At 69.1% G+C, this 17,838-nt stretch carries 13 protein-coding genes and 1 pseudogene; 11 read left to right on the plus strand and 3 right to left on the minus strand.

Going from position 1 to position 17,838, the window contains the following annotated elements:
- Positions 1–96 precede the first annotated feature (96 nt).
- The gene (locus AB4Y92_RS05410; protein ID WP_441818704.1) at positions 97–555 is read left to right on the plus strand and encodes a DUF6491 family protein; all 459 of its coding nucleotides are present in this window, start codon (positions 97–99) and stop codon (positions 553–555) included.
- A 1,093-nt stretch (positions 556–1,648) separates the two neighbouring features.
- Here the strand turns inward: AB4Y92_RS05410 and AB4Y92_RS05415 are convergent.
- A complete protein-coding gene (locus AB4Y92_RS05415) occupies positions 1,649–3,040 on the minus strand; it encodes a S8 family peptidase (protein WP_441818705.1) in 1,392 nt (463 codons plus the stop codon).
- 336 nt (positions 3,041–3,376) lie between these two features.
- Here AB4Y92_RS05415 and AB4Y92_RS05420 point away from each other — a divergent pair, with 336 nt between their 5' ends.
- From AB4Y92_RS05420 to AB4Y92_RS05450, 7 genes are all read left to right on the plus strand, one after another.
- Positions 3,377–4,255, plus strand: a complete 879-nt coding sequence (locus AB4Y92_RS05420; protein ID WP_441818706.1) for a DUF6689 family protein — start codon at positions 3,377–3,379, stop codon at positions 4,253–4,255.
- Between the two features lie 150 nt (positions 4,256–4,405).
- Positions 4,406–5,371, plus strand: a complete 966-nt coding sequence (locus AB4Y92_RS05425) for a GAF domain-containing protein (protein ID WP_441818707.1) — start codon at positions 4,406–4,408, stop codon at positions 5,369–5,371.
- Positions 5,368–8,721 (plus strand): protein kinase domain-containing protein, encoded by a 3,354-nt coding sequence (locus AB4Y92_RS05430; RefSeq protein WP_441818708.1) that lies wholly within the window; start codon positions 5,368–5,370, stop codon positions 8,719–8,721. Before AB4Y92_RS05425 ends, AB4Y92_RS05430 begins: the two co-directional genes overlap by 4 nt.
- Entirely contained in the window at positions 8,718–9,434 is a 717-nt protein-coding gene (locus AB4Y92_RS05435) for a sensor histidine kinase (protein WP_441818709.1), read from the plus strand. The genes AB4Y92_RS05430 and AB4Y92_RS05435 overlap by 4 nt, the downstream gene beginning before the upstream one ends.
- A gap of 71 nt (positions 9,435–9,505) precedes the next feature.
- Complete coding sequence (locus AB4Y92_RS05440) at positions 9,506–10,153, plus strand: response regulator (protein ID WP_441818710.1); 648 nt, start codon at positions 9,506–9,508, stop codon at positions 10,151–10,153.
- 204 nt (positions 10,154–10,357) lie between these two features.
- Entirely contained in the window at positions 10,358–10,840 is a 483-nt protein-coding gene (locus AB4Y92_RS05445) for an LEA type 2 family protein (RefSeq protein WP_441818711.1), read from the plus strand.
- Positions 10,841–10,971: 131 nt separating this feature from the next.
- Complete coding sequence (locus AB4Y92_RS05450; RefSeq protein ID WP_057943696.1) at positions 10,972–12,762, plus strand: acyl-CoA dehydrogenase C-terminal domain-containing protein; 1,791 nt, start codon at positions 10,972–10,974, stop codon at positions 12,760–12,762.
- 123 nt (positions 12,763–12,885) lie between these two features.
- On the opposite strand, the pseudogene AB4Y92_RS05455 reads toward AB4Y92_RS05450, so the two are convergent.
- Positions 12,886–13,020 (minus strand): annotated as a pseudogene (locus AB4Y92_RS05455) (DUF6053 domain-containing protein); the annotation flags it as partial.
- A gap of 274 nt (positions 13,021–13,294) precedes the next feature.
- Here AB4Y92_RS05455 and AB4Y92_RS05460 point away from each other — a divergent pair.
- From AB4Y92_RS05460 to dxs, 3 genes are all read left to right on the plus strand, one after another.
- Positions 13,295–13,807, plus strand: coding sequence for an HNH endonuclease (locus tag AB4Y92_RS05460; protein ID WP_441818822.1), 513 nt, complete (start codon positions 13,295–13,297; stop codon positions 13,805–13,807).
- A 140-nt stretch (positions 13,808–13,947) separates the two neighbouring features.
- Entirely contained in the window at positions 13,948–15,183 is a 1,236-nt protein-coding gene (locus tag AB4Y92_RS05465) for a hypothetical protein (protein ID WP_441818712.1), read from the plus strand.
- A 240-nt stretch (positions 15,184–15,423) separates the two neighbouring features.
- Positions 15,424–17,331: a 1-deoxy-D-xylulose-5-phosphate synthase gene (gene dxs, locus AB4Y92_RS05470; protein ID WP_441818713.1), complete on the plus strand. Its 1,908-nt coding sequence runs from the start codon at positions 15,424–15,426 to the stop codon at positions 17,329–17,331.
- A 173-nt stretch (positions 17,332–17,504) separates the two neighbouring features.
- On the opposite strand, the gene AB4Y92_RS05475 is transcribed toward dxs, so the two are convergent.
- Complete coding sequence (locus tag AB4Y92_RS05475; protein WP_441818714.1) at positions 17,505–17,837, minus strand: DUF3325 domain-containing protein; 333 nt, start codon at positions 17,835–17,837, stop codon at positions 17,505–17,507.
- Position 17,838 lies beyond the last annotated feature (1 nt).

Genomic DNA, 17,838 nt, shown 5'->3' on the forward strand with positions numbered 1-17,838 from the left:
TGATGCGCGCGCCCGCTGCGGCGGGCCGATACGGCGGGCGCATCATGTGCGCCAACACCCATCGCGGCGGCCCCCGACCGCCAGAGGAAGCCGATCATGAAACGCTTTTCCTTGACGATGTCTTCGCTGCTCGCGGTCGCGTTAGCGCTGGCCGGATGCGCGAGCACCGGTCCGAAACTGGACGACGCGCAACGACTGGCGCTGTACCGCGCGCACGCCGGCGCGGCGGTGGACAGCTTCCAGTATTTCGGCCGCATCGACGGCTGGACGCCGCTCGGCGACAGCGCGCTGGCGGTGTGGACCAAACCCAATCAGGCCTATCTGCTGGAATTGCAGGGACGCTGCCCCGACCTGGATTTCGCCCAGGCCATTTCGGTGAGCAATCAGATGGGGCGCGTGCATCAGCGCTTCGACAAAGTCACCGTGCTCGGACCGCAGGCGATCAAGATGCCGTGCTTCATCGGCCGGATCCTGCCGCTGGACGTAAAGGCGATCAAACAGGCCCAGCAGGACATGCGCGCGGCCGGGACGATGCCGGAAGACGCGAAGTCCTGAGCTTGCGTTGACCGGTCGCGTCGCCGCCGCGGCGAAGCGATTCAACCGATCTGGACGACCCTGCCCGTGGACAAGCCCGCGGGCGGGTGAGTCGCCCCATCGGTAGACCGATCCTCAGGCCGGATCGACATCCGCCTGAAGCGAGGCCCGGGCCGGATCGAGCCGGGAACCCGCCCCGCCCCCGCAAAAACGCCAGGGCGCCCAATCCCGTCCGGCCGCCCCTTACTCCCTCCGACCGCCGCCGCGACGTGACGGGGGTCAGAAAAGTCCTACACGCGGCCGCGAGGTAGGCCTACTGCTTTCGTCTAAGCCGGAGCCCAATCTGTGCACGCCCCGGCAGCACGGTCTGCGAATGACACGGATGCCGCTCAGCAAAGGAAAAAGGCCGTCGCCTTGAGCAAGCGAACCAGCGGAGCCGGGGCTACTGATTACAGATGTTGGGGATGCGGTATGCACGGCAAAACGGAATTTGCGCCGACAGCCAGGACGGCTGTTCGGTCTGTCCCGCGTGGAGTACGCGGGGTTCGTGCATGAAGGCAGCGATTTGGGTTCTGGACTCGTTCCGCGCGCTGCCCCGCTATCTCCTCGTACTGGCCGCCGTCTCGGCGCTGGCGCTGTTGGCCCGAGCGGCGGTCCCTTCTTTTTCTCCGATCCGCCAGGCCACGCCAGGCCCGCGCGCGGTCGCACCCGCGGGCGATGCGCGATCGGCCGCCCTGGCCGCCCCTTCGGCCGCTGCCGGGCAAAACCTCCCCGAATACGGCGCCAGCGGCGTTCCTACCTCGACATCGGTTCGATAAGCCGTACCCGGCGGCGTCTTCCTGTCAGCGACATCCGTAGATCGACCCGGACGATCTGGCGCGCCTCGACGTTCAAGCCCGTCTCGACCTTCGTTCGCCCCGCCCACACTCCACCGCTCCAATCCCGCCCACAAAAAAACGGATACCCGAACACACCCGGATATCCGTTCATGACAATCGATTGAGTAGCGCTGGAGAGAGCTGCGCCGGACACAGAAGCCGTCCGCGGCGCCGGGGACGCGACGCCGCGGACGTGGAGCGGGCGGGAGGGTTCGCGACTCCCGCCCGATACATCGTCAGTAGGCGTTGGCCACGCCCACCGCCTCGTAAGCATCGACGTGGCCGCTGCCGACTTCGAAACGCTGGCGGCCCGCCATCGGATTGGCGGTCTGGCTGAGGATCTGCTTGACCTCCAGCGGCTTGAGCGACGGCTTGGCCTCGAACAACAAGGCGACGATGCCGGCCACGTGCGGGGTCGCCATCGAGGTGCCGCTCATGTGGGTGTAGAACGGCAGCCGCGCGCCGAGGGCGAGATCCTGCTGGGTCGCCAGCAGCGGCAGCGCGCCGGTCAGGGCGCGGGTGGAGACGATGTCCACGCCGGTCGCGACCAGGGTCGGCTCGTTGACGTAAGTCCAGCTCTGCCCGTCGGGCATGGTGAACTGCCCGGTTTCGCCCGGATTGCCGCGCGAGGAGAAGTCGGCCAGCGTGCCGTCCTTGTTGCCGGCGCCGACCGAGATCACCCACGGCGCCTGCGCATAAGGATTGTGCGTGTTGGCGCCGGGGCCGTCGTTGCCGGCGGCGAAGACGCTGACGATGCCGTTCTTGTAGGCCTCGTAGGTCGCCAGGCTGACCGGATCGGTCGGATCGAACGTGCCCGAGCTGCCCCAGGAATTGGAGATCACCTTGATCGGCGCGGCGAAGCTGTTCTTGTGCGAGATCGCGTAGTCGAAACCGCCGACCGCATCGAGGATGGAAATCACCGCGCCCGAGCCGTAGCCGACCAGATCCGCGCCGGTGGCGACGCCGCGATACAACCCGGCCGACTGCGCGCCGCTGCCGCCGACCGTGCCGGCGCAGTGGGTGCCGTGGCCGGAGCTGATATCGGTGTTGAGCTGGTTTTCGAGCACCGTCACCGGCAGGAAATCCAGCACCGAATGCAGGTTGGTCAGCGCCTGCACGTTCTGCACCACGCGCTGGCCGTACTTCAGATCGGCATGGGTGGCATCGATGCCGGAGTCGTTGATCATCACCGTCACACCCTTGCCGGTGAACGGCGTGGTGCGACCGAAATCGCCCGGATTGGCCTGCACCCGGTTGACCCCGGACAACTCGCGCGCTTCCTGGTTGTAGTAAGTCAGCGGTTTGTTGAGATGGATCGACAGCACATCGCCGCGCTGGGCCAGCGCGCGGATCTGCGCCGGCGTGGCCAGGGCGCCGGCGATCGGCAGCGCACGCATGCTCACGCCCTGGCCGATACCGAGCAGCTTCAGCGCCTGCAGTTGACTGGCGCGCAGCGGGCCGGGCTGGTTGTAGGACACGATCACTTCCAGCGGCTTGGCGGCTTCGGCGCTGTCGAGCGCGCTTTGCAGCGCGGCGCCCAGACGGGCTTCGGCGAAGCTGAGCCCGCTGGCCATCATGCCGATGGCCAGGGCGGACAGTTTGAGGATGTTGCGGCGGCTGTGTCGCATGTCGGACCTGACTCCCTGCGTGGCCATGACGGCCGGGTGGCCCACCTTGGCGTCCGCGGCGGTGGCGGCGACATCCGGAAGACTGCCCAGCCGGCATAGGGAAAAACCCCTACAGACCGGCCGGCAAACCCGCAGTAGGCTGGTCAAATCCGGACCGCCGCCGCAAGATCGGTGCGACGAGGTGCCGGGTTCGCAACAAATCCGCGCCGGATGAGGCGTCGGGTTCCGCACGGTCCGCATCGGCCCAAGCCGCCGCAGCCGCCAGGGGCCCGGCCATCGGGTTCAGTTTCGGCCCTGAGCCTTGCGCGAGGCGGCCGCCGTACAGGGGGACAGGACATGAGGCATTCGATCGCGCCGCTGCGGACTTCGCACCGGATCGCCCGCTGGCTGAGCGGCTGCGCGCTGGCGCTGGGATTCATCGCCGCCGGCGCCGCGCAGGCGCAGGCCCTGCCGGTCAGCGTCAGCGCGTCGGGCAACCACGCCGAAGCCTCGGTGACCCTGCCCGGGCTGCCGGGGACGGTCCTGGCCGAGGTGCTGCTGGATTTCGAGGACGCCTCCGGGCTCAGCCCGTCCAGCCTGGGCGCCAGCGCCAAGCTGGTGAGCCTGAGCGATGCCGACCTGCTCGCGCGCCTGCCCGATGTGGACACGACCAAGCTGCAGTCGAGCCTGCCGCTGCTGATCACCCTGCAGCCGCCGCGCTACGGCGGACTGAGTTTCCACGGCACCGGCCGGGTCGAGGTCCACACCCACGCCCTGCCCTACGCCGCCGGCAGCCGCCTGCGCCTGTTCAAGGCGCCGCTGGGCGGCGCGTTCTACGACATCACCGATGAGATCGCCGCCGGCAGCGTGCGCGCACGCGGCACCTACGGCGGCTTCTCGCAGTTCCTGATCCTGCTCGACCTGCGCCCGACCGGCGTGGCGATCGCGGCCAAGGTGCAGCGCCTGCGCGATCGGGTCGATGCGCTGCCGTGGAGCGAACGCGCCGCCTTCGACTCTCTGCTCGACGATGTCGAAAACGCGCTGGCGATAAACGACTATGCCGCCGCCCTGAGCGCCGCCGATGCGGTGCGCAGCCGCGCGCAAGCGCGCGCCGGCAGCTACCTGCCGGACGAATGGCGCGCCACCCGCACCCACCACAACCACGCCGGCGAACTCGCCGCGGGCGCGGCGACGCTGCGCTTCAGCATCGCCTTCGCGCGCGACTACGGCCCCTGAGCCGAATTCGCCGACGGCGACCGCCGGTACGCGGAAGTGAGCAGTGAGCGACAGTCGATGGCGGACGTCGCTCACTTCCCGCGCGTGTGCGTCGGATCTGCGTCCTGCGCCCCGCTGCCGCGTCCGCCCCACCGCGCGTAAGATGCGGCCATGCCGGCGAGACTGATCGCTTACCCGCCCGAAGCCGCAGCCATCAGCCGGTGGATACCCGCGGGCTCGCGCCTGCGCATCGGCCGCGACGCCGATTGCGATCTGCGCATCGAACACCCCACCGTTTCGCGCAGCCACGCCGAATTGCGTCACGACGCCGACGGCTGGCATCTGCTCGACATGGGCAGCAAGAACGGCTCGCACGTGGACGGCATCGAGATCAGCGACACCCACCTCGACCGCAGCGACTGCTGGCTGCGTTTCGGCGACGTGCTGTGCGAGTTCTCGGTGCACGAGGAAGTCAGCGCGCAGGAACAACAGCAACGCCAGCGTGAACGGCGCGATCTGTCGGCGGCGTGGACGCGGCGGATCGAAGTCGAACGGCTCGGCATCGGCGCCGACCCGTCGGCGGACACGCCCGCGCCGCTGCCCACCGCCGCCCCGCCCGCGCGCGAAACCGGCGCCGGACTGGCCGACGACATCCTGCGCGGCGTGGTCGAACTGGCCGGTTGCAGCCGCGGGTTCCTGCTGCTGGCGCAGGACAACGACTTCAGCGTCCGCGCCAGCCTGATGCTCGATCCCGACGCCCTGCAGGGACAGTGTTTCTCTGGCAGCGTCGGCGCGGTCCAGCGCTGCCTGTCCGAACGCCGGCCCATCGTGGTCAATTGGATCGCGGACGAATTGTGGCTGGCGCGCCGTGCCTCGGTGCTGGCCGGCGGCCTCAAGAGCCTGATCTGCCTGCCGCTGCTGCATGCCGGGCGCGTGCTCGGCGCGGTCTATGCCGACCGCCGTGGTCCGGGTGAGGCGATCAGCGAATTCGATCTGGAACTGCTGTGCGCCTTCGCCGACAGCGCCGCGGTCTGGCTGCTGGCGCAGCGCGCGTTCGACGCGCTCGCGCCCGAGTCGCCGCCGGGCGCGGCGCCGCGCTGGACCCGCATCGTCGGCGCGCAGATCACCACGCCATGACCGACGCCACCGCGACCGGGCTGTACCAGGCCCACGCCCTGGCGCCCGGCAGCGTATTGGCCGGGCGTTTTCGCATCGAATCGCTGCTGGGCGTCGGCGGCATGGGCGTGGTGTACCGCGCCCACGACACCGCGCTGGGCATCGACATCGCGCTGAAACTGCTGCGGCCGGAACTGGCCGCGCGCGGCGACGCGTTCGAACGTTTCCGCCAGGAGCTGCTGACCGCGCGCCAAGTCTCCAGCCCGCGCGTGGTGCGCATCCACGATCTGATCCGCCACGACACGCAGTGGCTGATCGGCATGGACTTGATCGACGGCGAAGCGCTGGACAAGCGTCTGGACCGCGACGGCGCGCTGCCTTTCGACGATGCGATCCGCATCGCCCGGCAGATCGCGGAAGGTCTGGCGGCGGCGCATGCGCGCGGCGTGATCCATCGCGATCTCAAGCCCGCCAACGTGCTGATCGATCGCCAGGGCGATGCCTATATCAGCGATTTCGGCGTGGCCCGCTCGCTGGCCGGCAGCGGCCTGACCCAGACCGGCGCGATCGTCGGCACGCCCGATTATCTTTCGCCCGAACAAGCGCGCGGCGAAGGCGCCGATGCGCGCAGCGATCTGTACGCGCTGGGATTGATCCTGCACGAAATGCTGACCGGCAAGATGCCGTTCGACGGCGGCACGGTCGGCGAAGTGCTGGCCCAGCGCATGGTGCGCACGCCGCCGCCGGTGAGCCGGTTGCGCGCGGATACGCCGCTGTGGCTGGTGCGCCTGGTCGATCGGCTGCTGCGTTCGCAGCCGGCGCATCGCATCGGCAGCGCGGACGAAGTCGTTCGCGCGATCGATACGCGCCACGTGCCGCGCGATTGGCGGCCGACGCGCGCGATGTGGCTCGGCGCGGCCGGCGCCGCCGCGCTCGCGGCCGCGGTCGCCGCCGGCGCGCTGTGGTGGCCGCGCGCGACGCCTCCGGCGAGCACGAGCGCAAGCACCGCGGCCAAGGCGCGGCCGCTGCACCGATTGTTCGTGATGCCGCTGCAGGCGCCCGCGGATGCGCTCGATCCCGCATTGCAAGCGGCGCTGACCGCATTGCTGCGGCAATCGCTGGAACTGGCCCCCACCATCGCCTTGGTCGATGAGGAACGCAGCCAGCAAGCGCTGCGCCAGCTCGATCCCAGCGGCGCGGCGCCGCCGGATACGGCGAGCCTGCTGCGCGTCGCCGTGGCGGATCGTGCGCTGGCGATCCGGCTCGATCGCGCCGGCGCGCAGTGGCGGGCCAGCGCATCGATCCGGCAAGACCGCAACAGCACTGCGATCGCCGCGAATCAAGCGGCCGAACCGCTGGCCGCGGTGGCGGCGTTGTTCTCGTCGAATGAATTCGCCCGTGCCCTCGGAGTCGGACTCGACACCGGTTCCAATCCGCTATCGCCGTGGACCAGCGATTCGATTCCGTCGCTCGCGCCCTACGGCCGCGGCGTACTGGCGCGGCGCGGCAGCGACATCGAAACCTCACGCAAGGCCTTCGCGGAAGCCACCGAGCGCGCGCCCGGCTTCGCCGCGGCCTGGCTCGCGCTGGCCGAAGCCGCGCAGGCCGGCGGCGACATCGACGCCGGTTACGCCGCGCTGGAACAGGGCGAACGCGTGGCCACCGCGCAGCCGCTGTTGCTGCAGCGCCTGAAGGCCGAACGCGCCCAGCTCGACGGCGACGCCGATGCGGCCACCGCGTATTGGCGCGGACGCGTCGGCGCGAGTCCGGACGATACCCGCGCCGCGCTCGGTCTGGCCCGCGCGTTGGGCGCGGGCGGCGACGCCGCGGGCGCCATCACGCAGTTGCGCGCGCTGACCGCGCGCGATCCCGACGACCCGCGCGCGTGGTTCGAACTGGGCAAGTACTCGATCCTGCACGGTCAGGCGCAGCAAGCGGTGGACGACTATCTGGTGCGCGCGCTGGTGTTGTTCAAGCGCAGCGGCAACCGCTACGGCGAAGGCGAAACCGATAACGCGCTCGGCATCGGCTATGCGCGCCTGGGCCAGAACGATCACGCCGAAGCGCAGTACCGTCAGGCGGTGGAGCTGCGCCGCGCAGTCGGCAACCGACGCGGGTTGGCCACCAGCCTGCGCAATCTCGGCAACGTGCTGGTGCTGACCGGACAGTTCGACGAAGCCGGACGCAGCCTGCTGCAGGCGCGCGAACTGCACGCCGCGCTCGACGATCGCCACGGCCTGGCCGCGGTCGAGAACGAACTGGGCCTGCTCGCGGAAGAACGCGGCGACTATCCCGCCGCGCTGGCCGCGTTCCGGCGCGCACTGTCGGCCTGGCAGCGCGCCGGCGACGCCGGCGGCATCGCCCAGGCACTCAACGATATCGGCTTCGCCCAGTACCAACTCGGCGCCTACGACGATGCCGAGGCCTATCTGGTGCAATCGCGCGAGGCCTATTCCAAGCTCGACGACGAAACCGGCCGCATCCGCACGCTGCAGAACCTCGGCCAACTGGCGACCGCGCGCGGCCAGTGGTCGCAGGCGCGCGAGCGCTTGCAGTCCTCGCTCGACGACGCCGTGTCCAAGCAGATGATGGAAGAAGCGGCGGTGAGCCGGCGCAATCTGGCCGAGCTGGAGCTGATGCAGGGGCGGATCGGCGCGGCCCTGCAGCAGATCGATCAGGCCGGCGCCTTGTTCGCCCAGCGTCGCGACGCGCGCGGACAGGTCGATGTCGGGCTGCTGCGCGCGCAGGCGCTGCTGCGCGCCGATGCCGATGGCGACGCGCGCAAGGCGCTGGACGCGCTGGCGCCGCAAGTGGCCGCGGCGTCCTCGGAACAACGCGGCATCGCCGCCTTGCTGCGCGCGCAGTTGGCGCGGCGCGCGGGCGATCGCGACGGCGAACGCCGCGCCCATACCGACGCGCAACGCGATGCCCGCCAATCCGGTGTGCGGGTGTTGCAGTTGCAGACCGCGCTGCAGAGTACCGCCGCCGGGCAGATGCCCGATCCTGCGCTGGATGCGCAGATCGCCGCGCTCGGCCACGCCGGCCTGCGCCTGCAGTGGGCGCAGGCGCGGATGCGCGCGGCGTTGGCGCACGGCGATACGGCGAGCGCGCTGCAGGTTTATCGCGACGCGCAGCCGCTGCTGCGGCGCGGCGACAACATCGAAGCCGGCGCCCTGCACGCGCTCGCCGCGCAGGCCCAGCGCGCGGCCGGCGACGAGGCCGCGGCCGCCAACGCCGATGCGCAGGCGCTGGCGGCGCAACAGCGCCTGCGCGAACAACTGCCGCCGGCCCTGCGCGCCGGCCACGACCTCAGCCGCGCCCAGGCCGCCAACGCGCCCGAACGCGAACGCGCGCAGGCACCGCGGCCATGAGCGAAGCGGCCGAACTGCGCGAGCTGTACCAGCAATTGCTGCAGCGGCTGGAACGCAACGAACGCGAGTTCCGCCGCCTCGGCCGCGCGGTGTGGAGGGTGCAGGAAGACGAACGCCGCCGCATCGCCCGCGAACTGCACGACGGCGTCGGCCAGAACCTCACCGTGCTCAAGCATCGTCTGTACGAACTCGACGCCGCGCTGGCGCCGCACGACGACGCGCTGCGCGGCACCGTCGCCGCCGCGCTGGCGCTGTGCGGCGACACGCTGGAAGATACGCGCGAACTTTCGCGCATGCTGCGTCCGCCGATCCTCGACGACCTCGGCCTGGAGGCGGCGCTGCGTTGGCTGGTGCGCAGCCAGGGCCAGAGCAGCGGCGCGCAGGTCACCTTGGAAATCGACGCACTGCCGCCGCTGGACGGCGAGTTGCAGACGCTGTTGTTCCGGGTGACCCAGGAGGCGCTGACCAACGCGGCCAAGCACGCCGGCGCCGGCGAAATTCAAGTCAACCTGCATCGGCGCGGCGCCAGCCTGCTGCTGGAAATCTTCGACGACGGCCGCGGCTGCGATCCCGAACTCGCCCTGGCCAGTGGCGGCAACGGCCTGGGCGGCATGCGCGAGCGGCTGCGCTTGTACGGCGGCCAGCTGCAATTGCGCAGCGCCGCCGGCGAGGGCATGCGGGTCAGCGCCCGCGTTCCGCTCGACTACACATGAACGCTGCGCCGCCGCGTTCAGACGAGGCTTCGCGGCTTGACCTGCGGCGAGCGTCTGCGCACGCTGCGCCCATGCCGCCCGCGCCCATCCGCGTCCTGATCGCCGACGACCACACCATGGTCCGCGAAAGCCTGGTGAGCCTGCTGCGCAGCGGCGGCATCGATATCGTCGGCCAGGCCGCGGACGGACTGGACACACTGAAACAGGCGCAAGCGCTGCGTCCGGACGTGGTCGTCACCGATCTGTCGATGCCGCGCCTGAGCGGGCTGGAAGTAATCCGCCGATTGTTCGACAGCCTGCCCGAGGTGCGCGTGCTGGTGCTGACCATGCACCAGGAAGACGAGTACATCCTGCAGGCCGTGCGTGCCGGCGCCACCGGTTACATGGTCAAGGACAGTCCGGCCTCGGAACTGCTCGCCGCGGTGCACAGCGTGCACACCGGCAAAGGCTATTTCGGCCCGCAGGCGGCGCGCGCGCTGGCCGAGCAGCTGCGCCATCCCGAACGCGACCTCGGCGACCCTTACGGCCGCCTGACCCCACGCGAACGCGAGGTGTTCCATCTGATCGCCGAAGGGCTGACCACGAAGGAAATCGCCCGCCAGCTGACCATCAGCGTGAAGACCGCGGAGAACCACCGCGCGCGGGTGCTGGAGAAACTGGCGGTGCGCAATACCGCGGAGCTGGTCCGCTACGCCCTGCGCAAGGGTTTGCTGGATTGAGGGCGCGCCGCCTCGATGGCGGCGGCGAAGCGTCCGGGCGCATCGGGGCCGCGGACTGACCCGACCCGGGCACGGCCCTCGGCCTGAACCGCCGCCCCGCCGGTTCCCGACCCAAGCCGCGAAACCGCCGATCCGGCCCTGCCGGCGCCACCATGCGCCGTAGTATCCTCGCCTTCCCAACGGTCGATTGAATGGAGCGGCGGCATGAAAGCAGCGGTCTGGGTTCGGGTCTTCGGTCTGGCGCTGGTGTTCGCGCTGCTGGCCGCTTGCAAGTCCGGGCCGGTACGCCGCGTTTCCGAACCGGCCGCGCGCATCCAGCAGCTGACCGTGCGCGCCGACGGCAGTTGGTCGGTGGACGTGCGGATCGAGAACTTCAGCAGCATCCCCATGCAGTTCGACCGCCTGGACCTGCAGCTCAAGCTCGGCGAAGACAGCGCCGGCCAGTTGCAGGCGCAGCCGGCCCTATCGATCGGCCCGGAATCGGCCGACGTGGTCACCGTCGCCCTGAAACCTTCGGGCAACGCCAGGCTGGCCATCGCCGACGCCCTCGCCGGCGGCCGCGGCCTCAATTACAGCCTCAAGGGCGACATCGTCGCCACGCCCGACCAGAACAAGCAGCGCACTTTCACCATCGACCGCAGCAGCGCGCTGAGTCCTGCGCCCGGGCTGCCGGGCGTGATGCGGTAAAGCCGGGAATCGGGAATGGGGAGTCGGGAATCGCAAACCCGACGCTCGATTTCCGACGGCCCCGACTGCCCGCGCGACCTGCATCAGCGCTCTTCGAATCCCAAATCCCGAATCCCAAATCCCGGACCCCCATGAGCACCTACCAAGCCCCCCTCACCGACATGCGTTTCGTCCTGTTCGACGTGCTCGGCGCCGAAGCGCAGTTCCAGCGCCTGGGTTATGCCGACGCCACCCGCGACACGCTCGATGCCGTGCTCGAAGAAGGCGCGCGCTTCAACGAAACCGTGCTGGCTCCGCTCAACAGCATCGGCGACCAGATCGGTTGCAGCCACGACAAGGCCACCGGCGCGGTCACCACGCCGCCGGGCTTCAAGCAGGCCTATACGCAGTTCGTCGAAGGCGGCTGGTCGGGTCTCACCGCCGAGGTGAAGTTCGGCGGCCAGGGCCTGCCGCACGCGGCCGGCGTGCCGCTCAAGGAAATGATCGACGCGGCCAATCTGGCCTGGGGCAACTTCCCGCTGCTTTCGCACGGCGCCACCGAGGCGTTGCTGCATCACGGTGAGGAATGGCAGCAGGAGGTCTTCCTCAAGCCGCTGGTGGAAGGCCGCTGGACCGGCACCATGTGCCTCACCGAACCGCATTGCGGCACCGACCTGGGCCTGCTCAAGACCAAGGCCGAACCGCAGGCCGACGGCTCGTATTCGATCAGCGGCACGAAGATCTTCATCACCGCCGGCGAGCACGACCTCACCGACAACATCATCCATCTGGTGCTCGCGCGCCTGCCCGACGCACCGGCCGGCAGCAAGGGCATTTCCTTGTTCATCGTGCCGAAGATCAAGGTCGCGCGCGACGGCAGCATCGGCGAGGCCAACGCGGTGCGCTGCGGCAGCCTGGAACACAAGATGGGCATCCACGGCTCGGCCACGTGCGTGATGAACTTCGACGGCGCCCAGGGCTATCTGATCGGCCAGCCGAACAAGGGCCTGATGGCGATGTTTACGATGATGAACACCGCTCGCCTGGCAGTCGGCCTGCAAGGCCTGGGCCTGTCCGACCGCGCGCTGCAGAACGCGCTGCGTTATTCGCGCGACCGTCTGCAGATGCGCTCGCTGTCGGGCACCAAGTTCCCGGAACTGCCGGCCGATCCGATCATCGTCCACCCCGACGTGCGGCGCATGCTGCTGACCTGCAAGGCGCTGGTCGAAGGCGGCCGCGCGATGGGTTACGACGCCGCGCTGCAGGTCGATATCGCCCACGCCGCGCCGGAGGAAAAGGAACGCAATGAGGCCGATGCGCTGATCGGTTTCATGACGCCCATCGTCAAGGCCTGCCTGACCGAGTGGGGCGTGGAATGCACGTACCACGCGCTGCAGTGTTTCGGCGGCCACGGCTACATCGCCGAGCACGGCATGGAGCAGCTCGCCCGCGATGCGCGCATCACCACCTTGTACGAAGGCACCACCGGCATCCAGGCGCTGGACCTGCTCGGCCGCAAGGTCATGCAGCTGCAGGGCGCGGGCCTGCAGGTGATGCTGGCGAAGATCGAAGCGTTCTGCGCGGAAAACGAGGGCAATGCGGCGGTGGCCGAATTCGTCGCGCCGCTGCGCAAGGTCGCGGCCGAATGGATGCAGCTGACCATGAGCATCGGCAAGCGCGCGGCGGCCAATGCGGATGAAGTCGGCGCGGCGTCGTACGACTACCTGTTCTATTCCGGCTACGTCTCGCTGGCTTATTGGTGGGCGCGCAGCGTCGCCGCGGCCGAGGCCTCGTCGCAGTCGCAGCTGTTCAAGGACGGCAAGCGCGAGACCGCGCGTTTCTACTTCAGCCGGATCCTGCCGCGCACGCTGGCGCACAAGGCCGCCATCGACAGCGGCACCGCGCCGTTGATGAGCCTGAGCTCGGAAGGCTTCGGCGGCTGAGGCTGAGCGCGCTCGCGAAGCTCTCTCGATGGGAGGGCTTCGCGGTGCTGGCTGCATCGCGATCTGAGCGAAGAGCATCGGGGCTGAAGCCCCTCCCACAGAGACTTCGAAGGCTTCGAGGTTTCTTGTAGGAGGGGCTTCAGCCCCGATGCTCTTCGTTCGGATCGCGGCAAAACCATCACCAACAGGCAAGAGCCGAAGGCTATGCGCCCCTCGCCTTCGCCCCCACACACCCAAGCCTCGATCCCCACCGAACATCACCCTTCGCCCCCTCCGACACACCCGGGCATCTACACAAAATGTAACCAAGAGGGTATAAGCTGATACCCCGATGGAGACCGATAGAGCGAAGATCCGCCTGGTCCGAACCGGAACCCACGCTGAAATGCTTCAGCGTGAGCCGGATGCCTCCGGTGTCGGCGATCCTTACTCGCCCTGGACCGGCCCGCGCGCCGTCCCGCGCAACGCCCTTGAACGACTCAACTCGGTGCGACTGCTGTCGCTCGATGCGCATGGGCGCGTGCTCGACTGGATGAACTGGCAAGAGGCCAGCTGCCTGTACGCACGCGGCGCGGTCGCCTGGACCCTCGGCGATCCCTGCCTGGAAGTGCACGGCGGCATCAACCGTTTCACCGGCGAGCGCAGCGTGCTCGAGCTGCATCCCATCGTCGCCGCGCGCGGCCATGCGCGTCCCGGCGCGCTCGATCCCACGCCCGCGCTGACCAACGCCGCGCTGTTCGCGCGCGACGGCCATCTGTGCATGTACTGCGGTCACGACTTCCACCGCCCTCACCTCACCCGCGATCACGTCGTGCCGGTGTCCAAGGGCGGGCGCGACATCTGGGAGAACGTGGTCGCCGCCTGCTTCGCCTGCAATTCGCGCAAGGGCAACCGCACTCCGCAGCAAGCGAGCATGCCGCTGCTGGCGGTGCCGTACCGGCCGAGCTGGGTCGAGCATCTGATCCTGTCGAACCGCAACATCCTCGCCGACCAGATGGCGTTCTTGAAAAACCAGCTGCCGAAGAACGCGCGACTTAGCGCTTAAGTCGTGAAGCGCGTCGCAGTATCCTGGGGCCACGCACACAGAATGTGCCGATACGCGCGCATATGCGACGCATAACGCTCGTTGACGACACTACAGTCGTCCCGGACACTCATCGCCATCGACTTCAGGACGTAACCAAGATGCCTTTGACCCTCGGTCTGACCGGCATGGACCCGGCGACGGAGTCTGCTTTGCAGACGGCCTTCAAGGTCGCCAATGCCCAACTCGGGGGTCACTGGACCCTGGTGCCGGAACAGCAGGCCGACTTCGTAGTCGTCGACATGGACAGCATGTACGGTCCGATGAGCTGGCTGCGCCTGCACGCCTCGGGCAAGGCCGTGGTCGCGCTGACCGCGGCGCAGCGCACCCAGGCCGATTACCTGCTGCCGCATCCTTTCAGCGCCGACTCGATCGCCCGCCTGCTCGGCGAGATCGCGACCCAGAGCGGCCAGTCGCTGCCGACCCCGCCCCCGCCCGCCGCGCCGGTGGTGCCGGCGACGGTGGAGATTCCTCAGCAGCCGCGCACCGACCCGACCGCGGCGCTGCCGGATGTGGTGGTCGAACTGCTGCAGACCGATCTGGCCCAGGCCAAGGCGGCGGCGCAGGTGGCGGCAGCTTCGGTTCCGACTCCGACTCCGGCTCCGGCGGCGCCTGCCCCGGCGCCGATTCCCGCACCTGCTCCGGCGCCCGCTCCGACTCCGATCGCCGCGCCCGCCGCGGTTGCGCCCGTCGCGGCGGTACCGGCGGCACCCGCCGCCGTGCCTCGCGCTCCGGCCCAGGCCGCGGCGCCCTCTTCGCTCAGCCCCGCCGTCACCCTCAGCGGCGACGGCATGCTCGACTGGCTGGTGCCCGGCCGCCTGCGCGGCCTGTTGCGGGTCGCCAGCGGCGCCGAGCGCATCCTGATCGACGCCGATCAGCGCAAATATCACGGCCCGGCCGCGCTCAAGCCGCTGGCCGGCCTGTTCGAGCGCGGCTTCGCGCCGTCGGAATTCGAGATCCTGCCGGCCGCGCAGTGGGACAGCGCCGCCGCCCAGCTCGGCGCGCCGATGCCGCTGATCCGCCTGGTGTGGTTCGGCAACCTGCTCGCCGGCCACGGCCGCCTGGCCCCGGGCTACGACCCCTCGCGCCGCTACCGCATGACCAAGTGGCCGCAGACCGAGCGCGAGTACCCGAAGCACTTCCGCATCGCCACGGTGATGATGAAAGCGCCGGCCTCGCTGGGCGAAATCGCCGAAGCCAGCGGCGTGACCGAGGCCGAGGTCGCCGATTTCATCAACGCCAACCTCGCCACCGGTTTCGCCGAGCCCGAGGGCGATCCGACCCCGGTCGAGCCGGCCAAGTCGGGCGGCCTGTTCGGACGCCTGCGCGGGCGCTGATCCGGCTGCGACGCAGCGTCGCAGGGGCTCGCCCGGCATCGGCCGCGCAAGCCCCGTCAACGCCGCCCAACGCACGCCAACGGCGGCGAACGCGCCGCCGGCTTAACCGGACCTCGGTCACGCTCGCAACAGGCCGACTCTGGCCATGTTCGCCAGTGTGAACATCAAATCGTCACACTTCTTGCCCGGCTCACACAGTGGCAGGACAATGCTCGACTAGCTGAATGCCAGATGGTCGTGATGATCGATTCACAGCGCTACCCGCGTCTTTCCCGTATCCAGGCCCCCGCCGACCTGCGCCGCTTCCCGGAAGAGGAACTGCCGGCGATCGCCGAGGAACTGCGCGCTTACCTGATCGAACAAGTCGCTCTGGTGGGCGGCCACTTCGGCGCCGGCCTGGGCGTCATCGAACTCACCGTGGCCCTGCACTGGCTGTACGAAACGCCGGTGGACCGCCTGGTGTGGGACGTCGGCCACCAGTGCTATCCGCACAAGATCCTCACCGGCCGCCGCGATGAGATCCACACCGTCAAGCAGAAGGACGGCGTCGCCCCGTTCCCCAAGCGCGACGAATCCGAATACGACACCTTCGGCGTCGGCCACAGCTCGACCTCGATCTCGGCCGCGCTCGGCATGGCCATCGCCGCGCAGCGCAAGAACGACGAGCGCAAGATCGTAGCGGTGATCGGCGACGGCGCGATGACCGCGGGCATGGCCTTCGAAGCCCTCGCTCACGCCGGCGGCATGACCGATCCGGAACCGAACCTGCTGGTGATCCTCAACGACAATCAGATGTCGATCTCCGAGAACGTCGGCGGCGTGACCAAGATGCTCGGCCGCCTCACCGGCAGCCGCACGCTCAACGCGATCCGCGAAGGCGGCAAGAAGCTGCTCGGCGACAAGCGCAAGCCCGCGGCCAAGTTCGTGCGCCGGTGGGAAGAACACTGGAAGGGCATGTTCGTGCCGTCCACGTTCTTCGAGGAAGTCGGCTTCCACTACACCGGCCCGATCGACGGCCATGACCTGCCCGCCCTGCTCGCGGCGATGAAGACGCTCAAGGGCCTTAAGGGTCCGCAGTTGCTGCACATCATCACCACCAAGGGCAAAGGCTACGAGCTGGCCGAGGACGATCAGATCGGCTACCACGCGGTCGGCCCGTTCGATCCGGAGAAGGGCCTGGTCAGCAAGCCCGGCGCGAAGAAGCCGACCTATACCGACATCTTCAGCGAATGGCTGTGCGACATGGCCGCCGCCGACGAGCGCCTGCTGGGCATCACCCCGGCGATGCGCGAAGGCTCGGGCCTGGTGCGTTTCAGCAAGGAATACCCGCAGCGATATTTCGACGTCGCCATCGCCGAGCAGCACGCGGTCACCCTCGCCGCCGGCATGGCCTGTGAAGGCGCCAAGCCGGTGGTCGCGATCTACTCGACCTTCCTGCAGCGCGGCTACGACCAACTGGTGCACGACGTCGCCATCCAGAACCTCGACGTACTGTTCGCGATCGATCGCGGCGGCGTGGTCGGCCCGGACGGCGCCACCCACGCCGGCAACCTGGATCTGTCCTACCTGCGCTGCGTGCCGAACATGGTCGTGATGGCGCCGGCCGACGAAGACGAATGCCGCAAGATGCTCAGCACCGGCCATCGCTATGAAGGCCCCGCCGCGGTGCGTTACCCGCGCGGCACCGGCCCCGGCACGGCGATCCAGCCGGGCCTGGACACCTTGCCGATCGGCAAGGCCGAGCTGCGCCGCCAGGGCTCGCGTATCGCCCTGCTCGCCTTCGGCGCGATCGTGCCGGCGGCCGAAGCCGTCGCCGCCGAACTCGGCTTGACCGTGGTCAACATGCGCTTCGTCAAACCGCTGGATCGCGCGTTGATCCTGGAGCTGGCGCGCACGCACGAAGGCTTCGTCACCGCCGAAGACAACGTCGTCGCCGGCGGCGCCGGCAGCGGCGTGGCCGAATTGCTCGCGGCCGAAGGCATCGTCCTGCCCGTGCTGCACCTGGGCCTGCCGGACGAATTCCAGCATCACGCCAGCCGCGAACAACTGCTGGCCGAAGCCGGATTGGATGCGGCTTCGATCCGCGCCTCGGTGCTCAAGCGCTGGCCGCAGTTGACGGCGGTGCCGGCGCAGTCGGCGATCGGCTGAGCCGGACAGCGCTGCAGCACTAACTGTGGGAGGGGCTTCAGCCCCGATGCTTTCGTCTCAATTGTGGGAGGGGCTTCAGCCCCGATGCTCTTGTCTCAAGTCGCCGGACAATCGGACGATCTGAGACAAGAGCATCGGGGCTGAAGCCCTTCCTACAAAAGCCCGCCATGGGTTCAGCCAAGCCACAACGGAATCGAAGCGACTCCGCTCAGCAACACCATTGCCGCGACCTTGATGCTCGCCTTCGGCGCCATCGTCATCAGCAAGGTCCAGGCCAGCGCCGAGACGATCAGCGCGGCGAACCAGAAGATCGGGCCTTGCGCCCAACCCAGGCGATAGACGAACAAAGCGAACACCACGGCCAGCAGCAGCCAGCCGCCGGCGCGCAGCGCGCGTGCGCGACCGGCGTTGAACGCGCTCGCGAACACTTGCTGATGGTGCTTTGCGAGCCCAAGACTCAGCAGGCACCACGCCGCGACACCCAGACACAATCCCAACCACAGCATG

The organism is Lysobacter sp. TAB13 (genome assembly GCF_052113885.1).
In the GTDB taxonomy this organism is placed as follows: Bacteria; Pseudomonadota; Gammaproteobacteria; order Xanthomonadales; family Xanthomonadaceae; genus Lysobacter; species Lysobacter gummosus.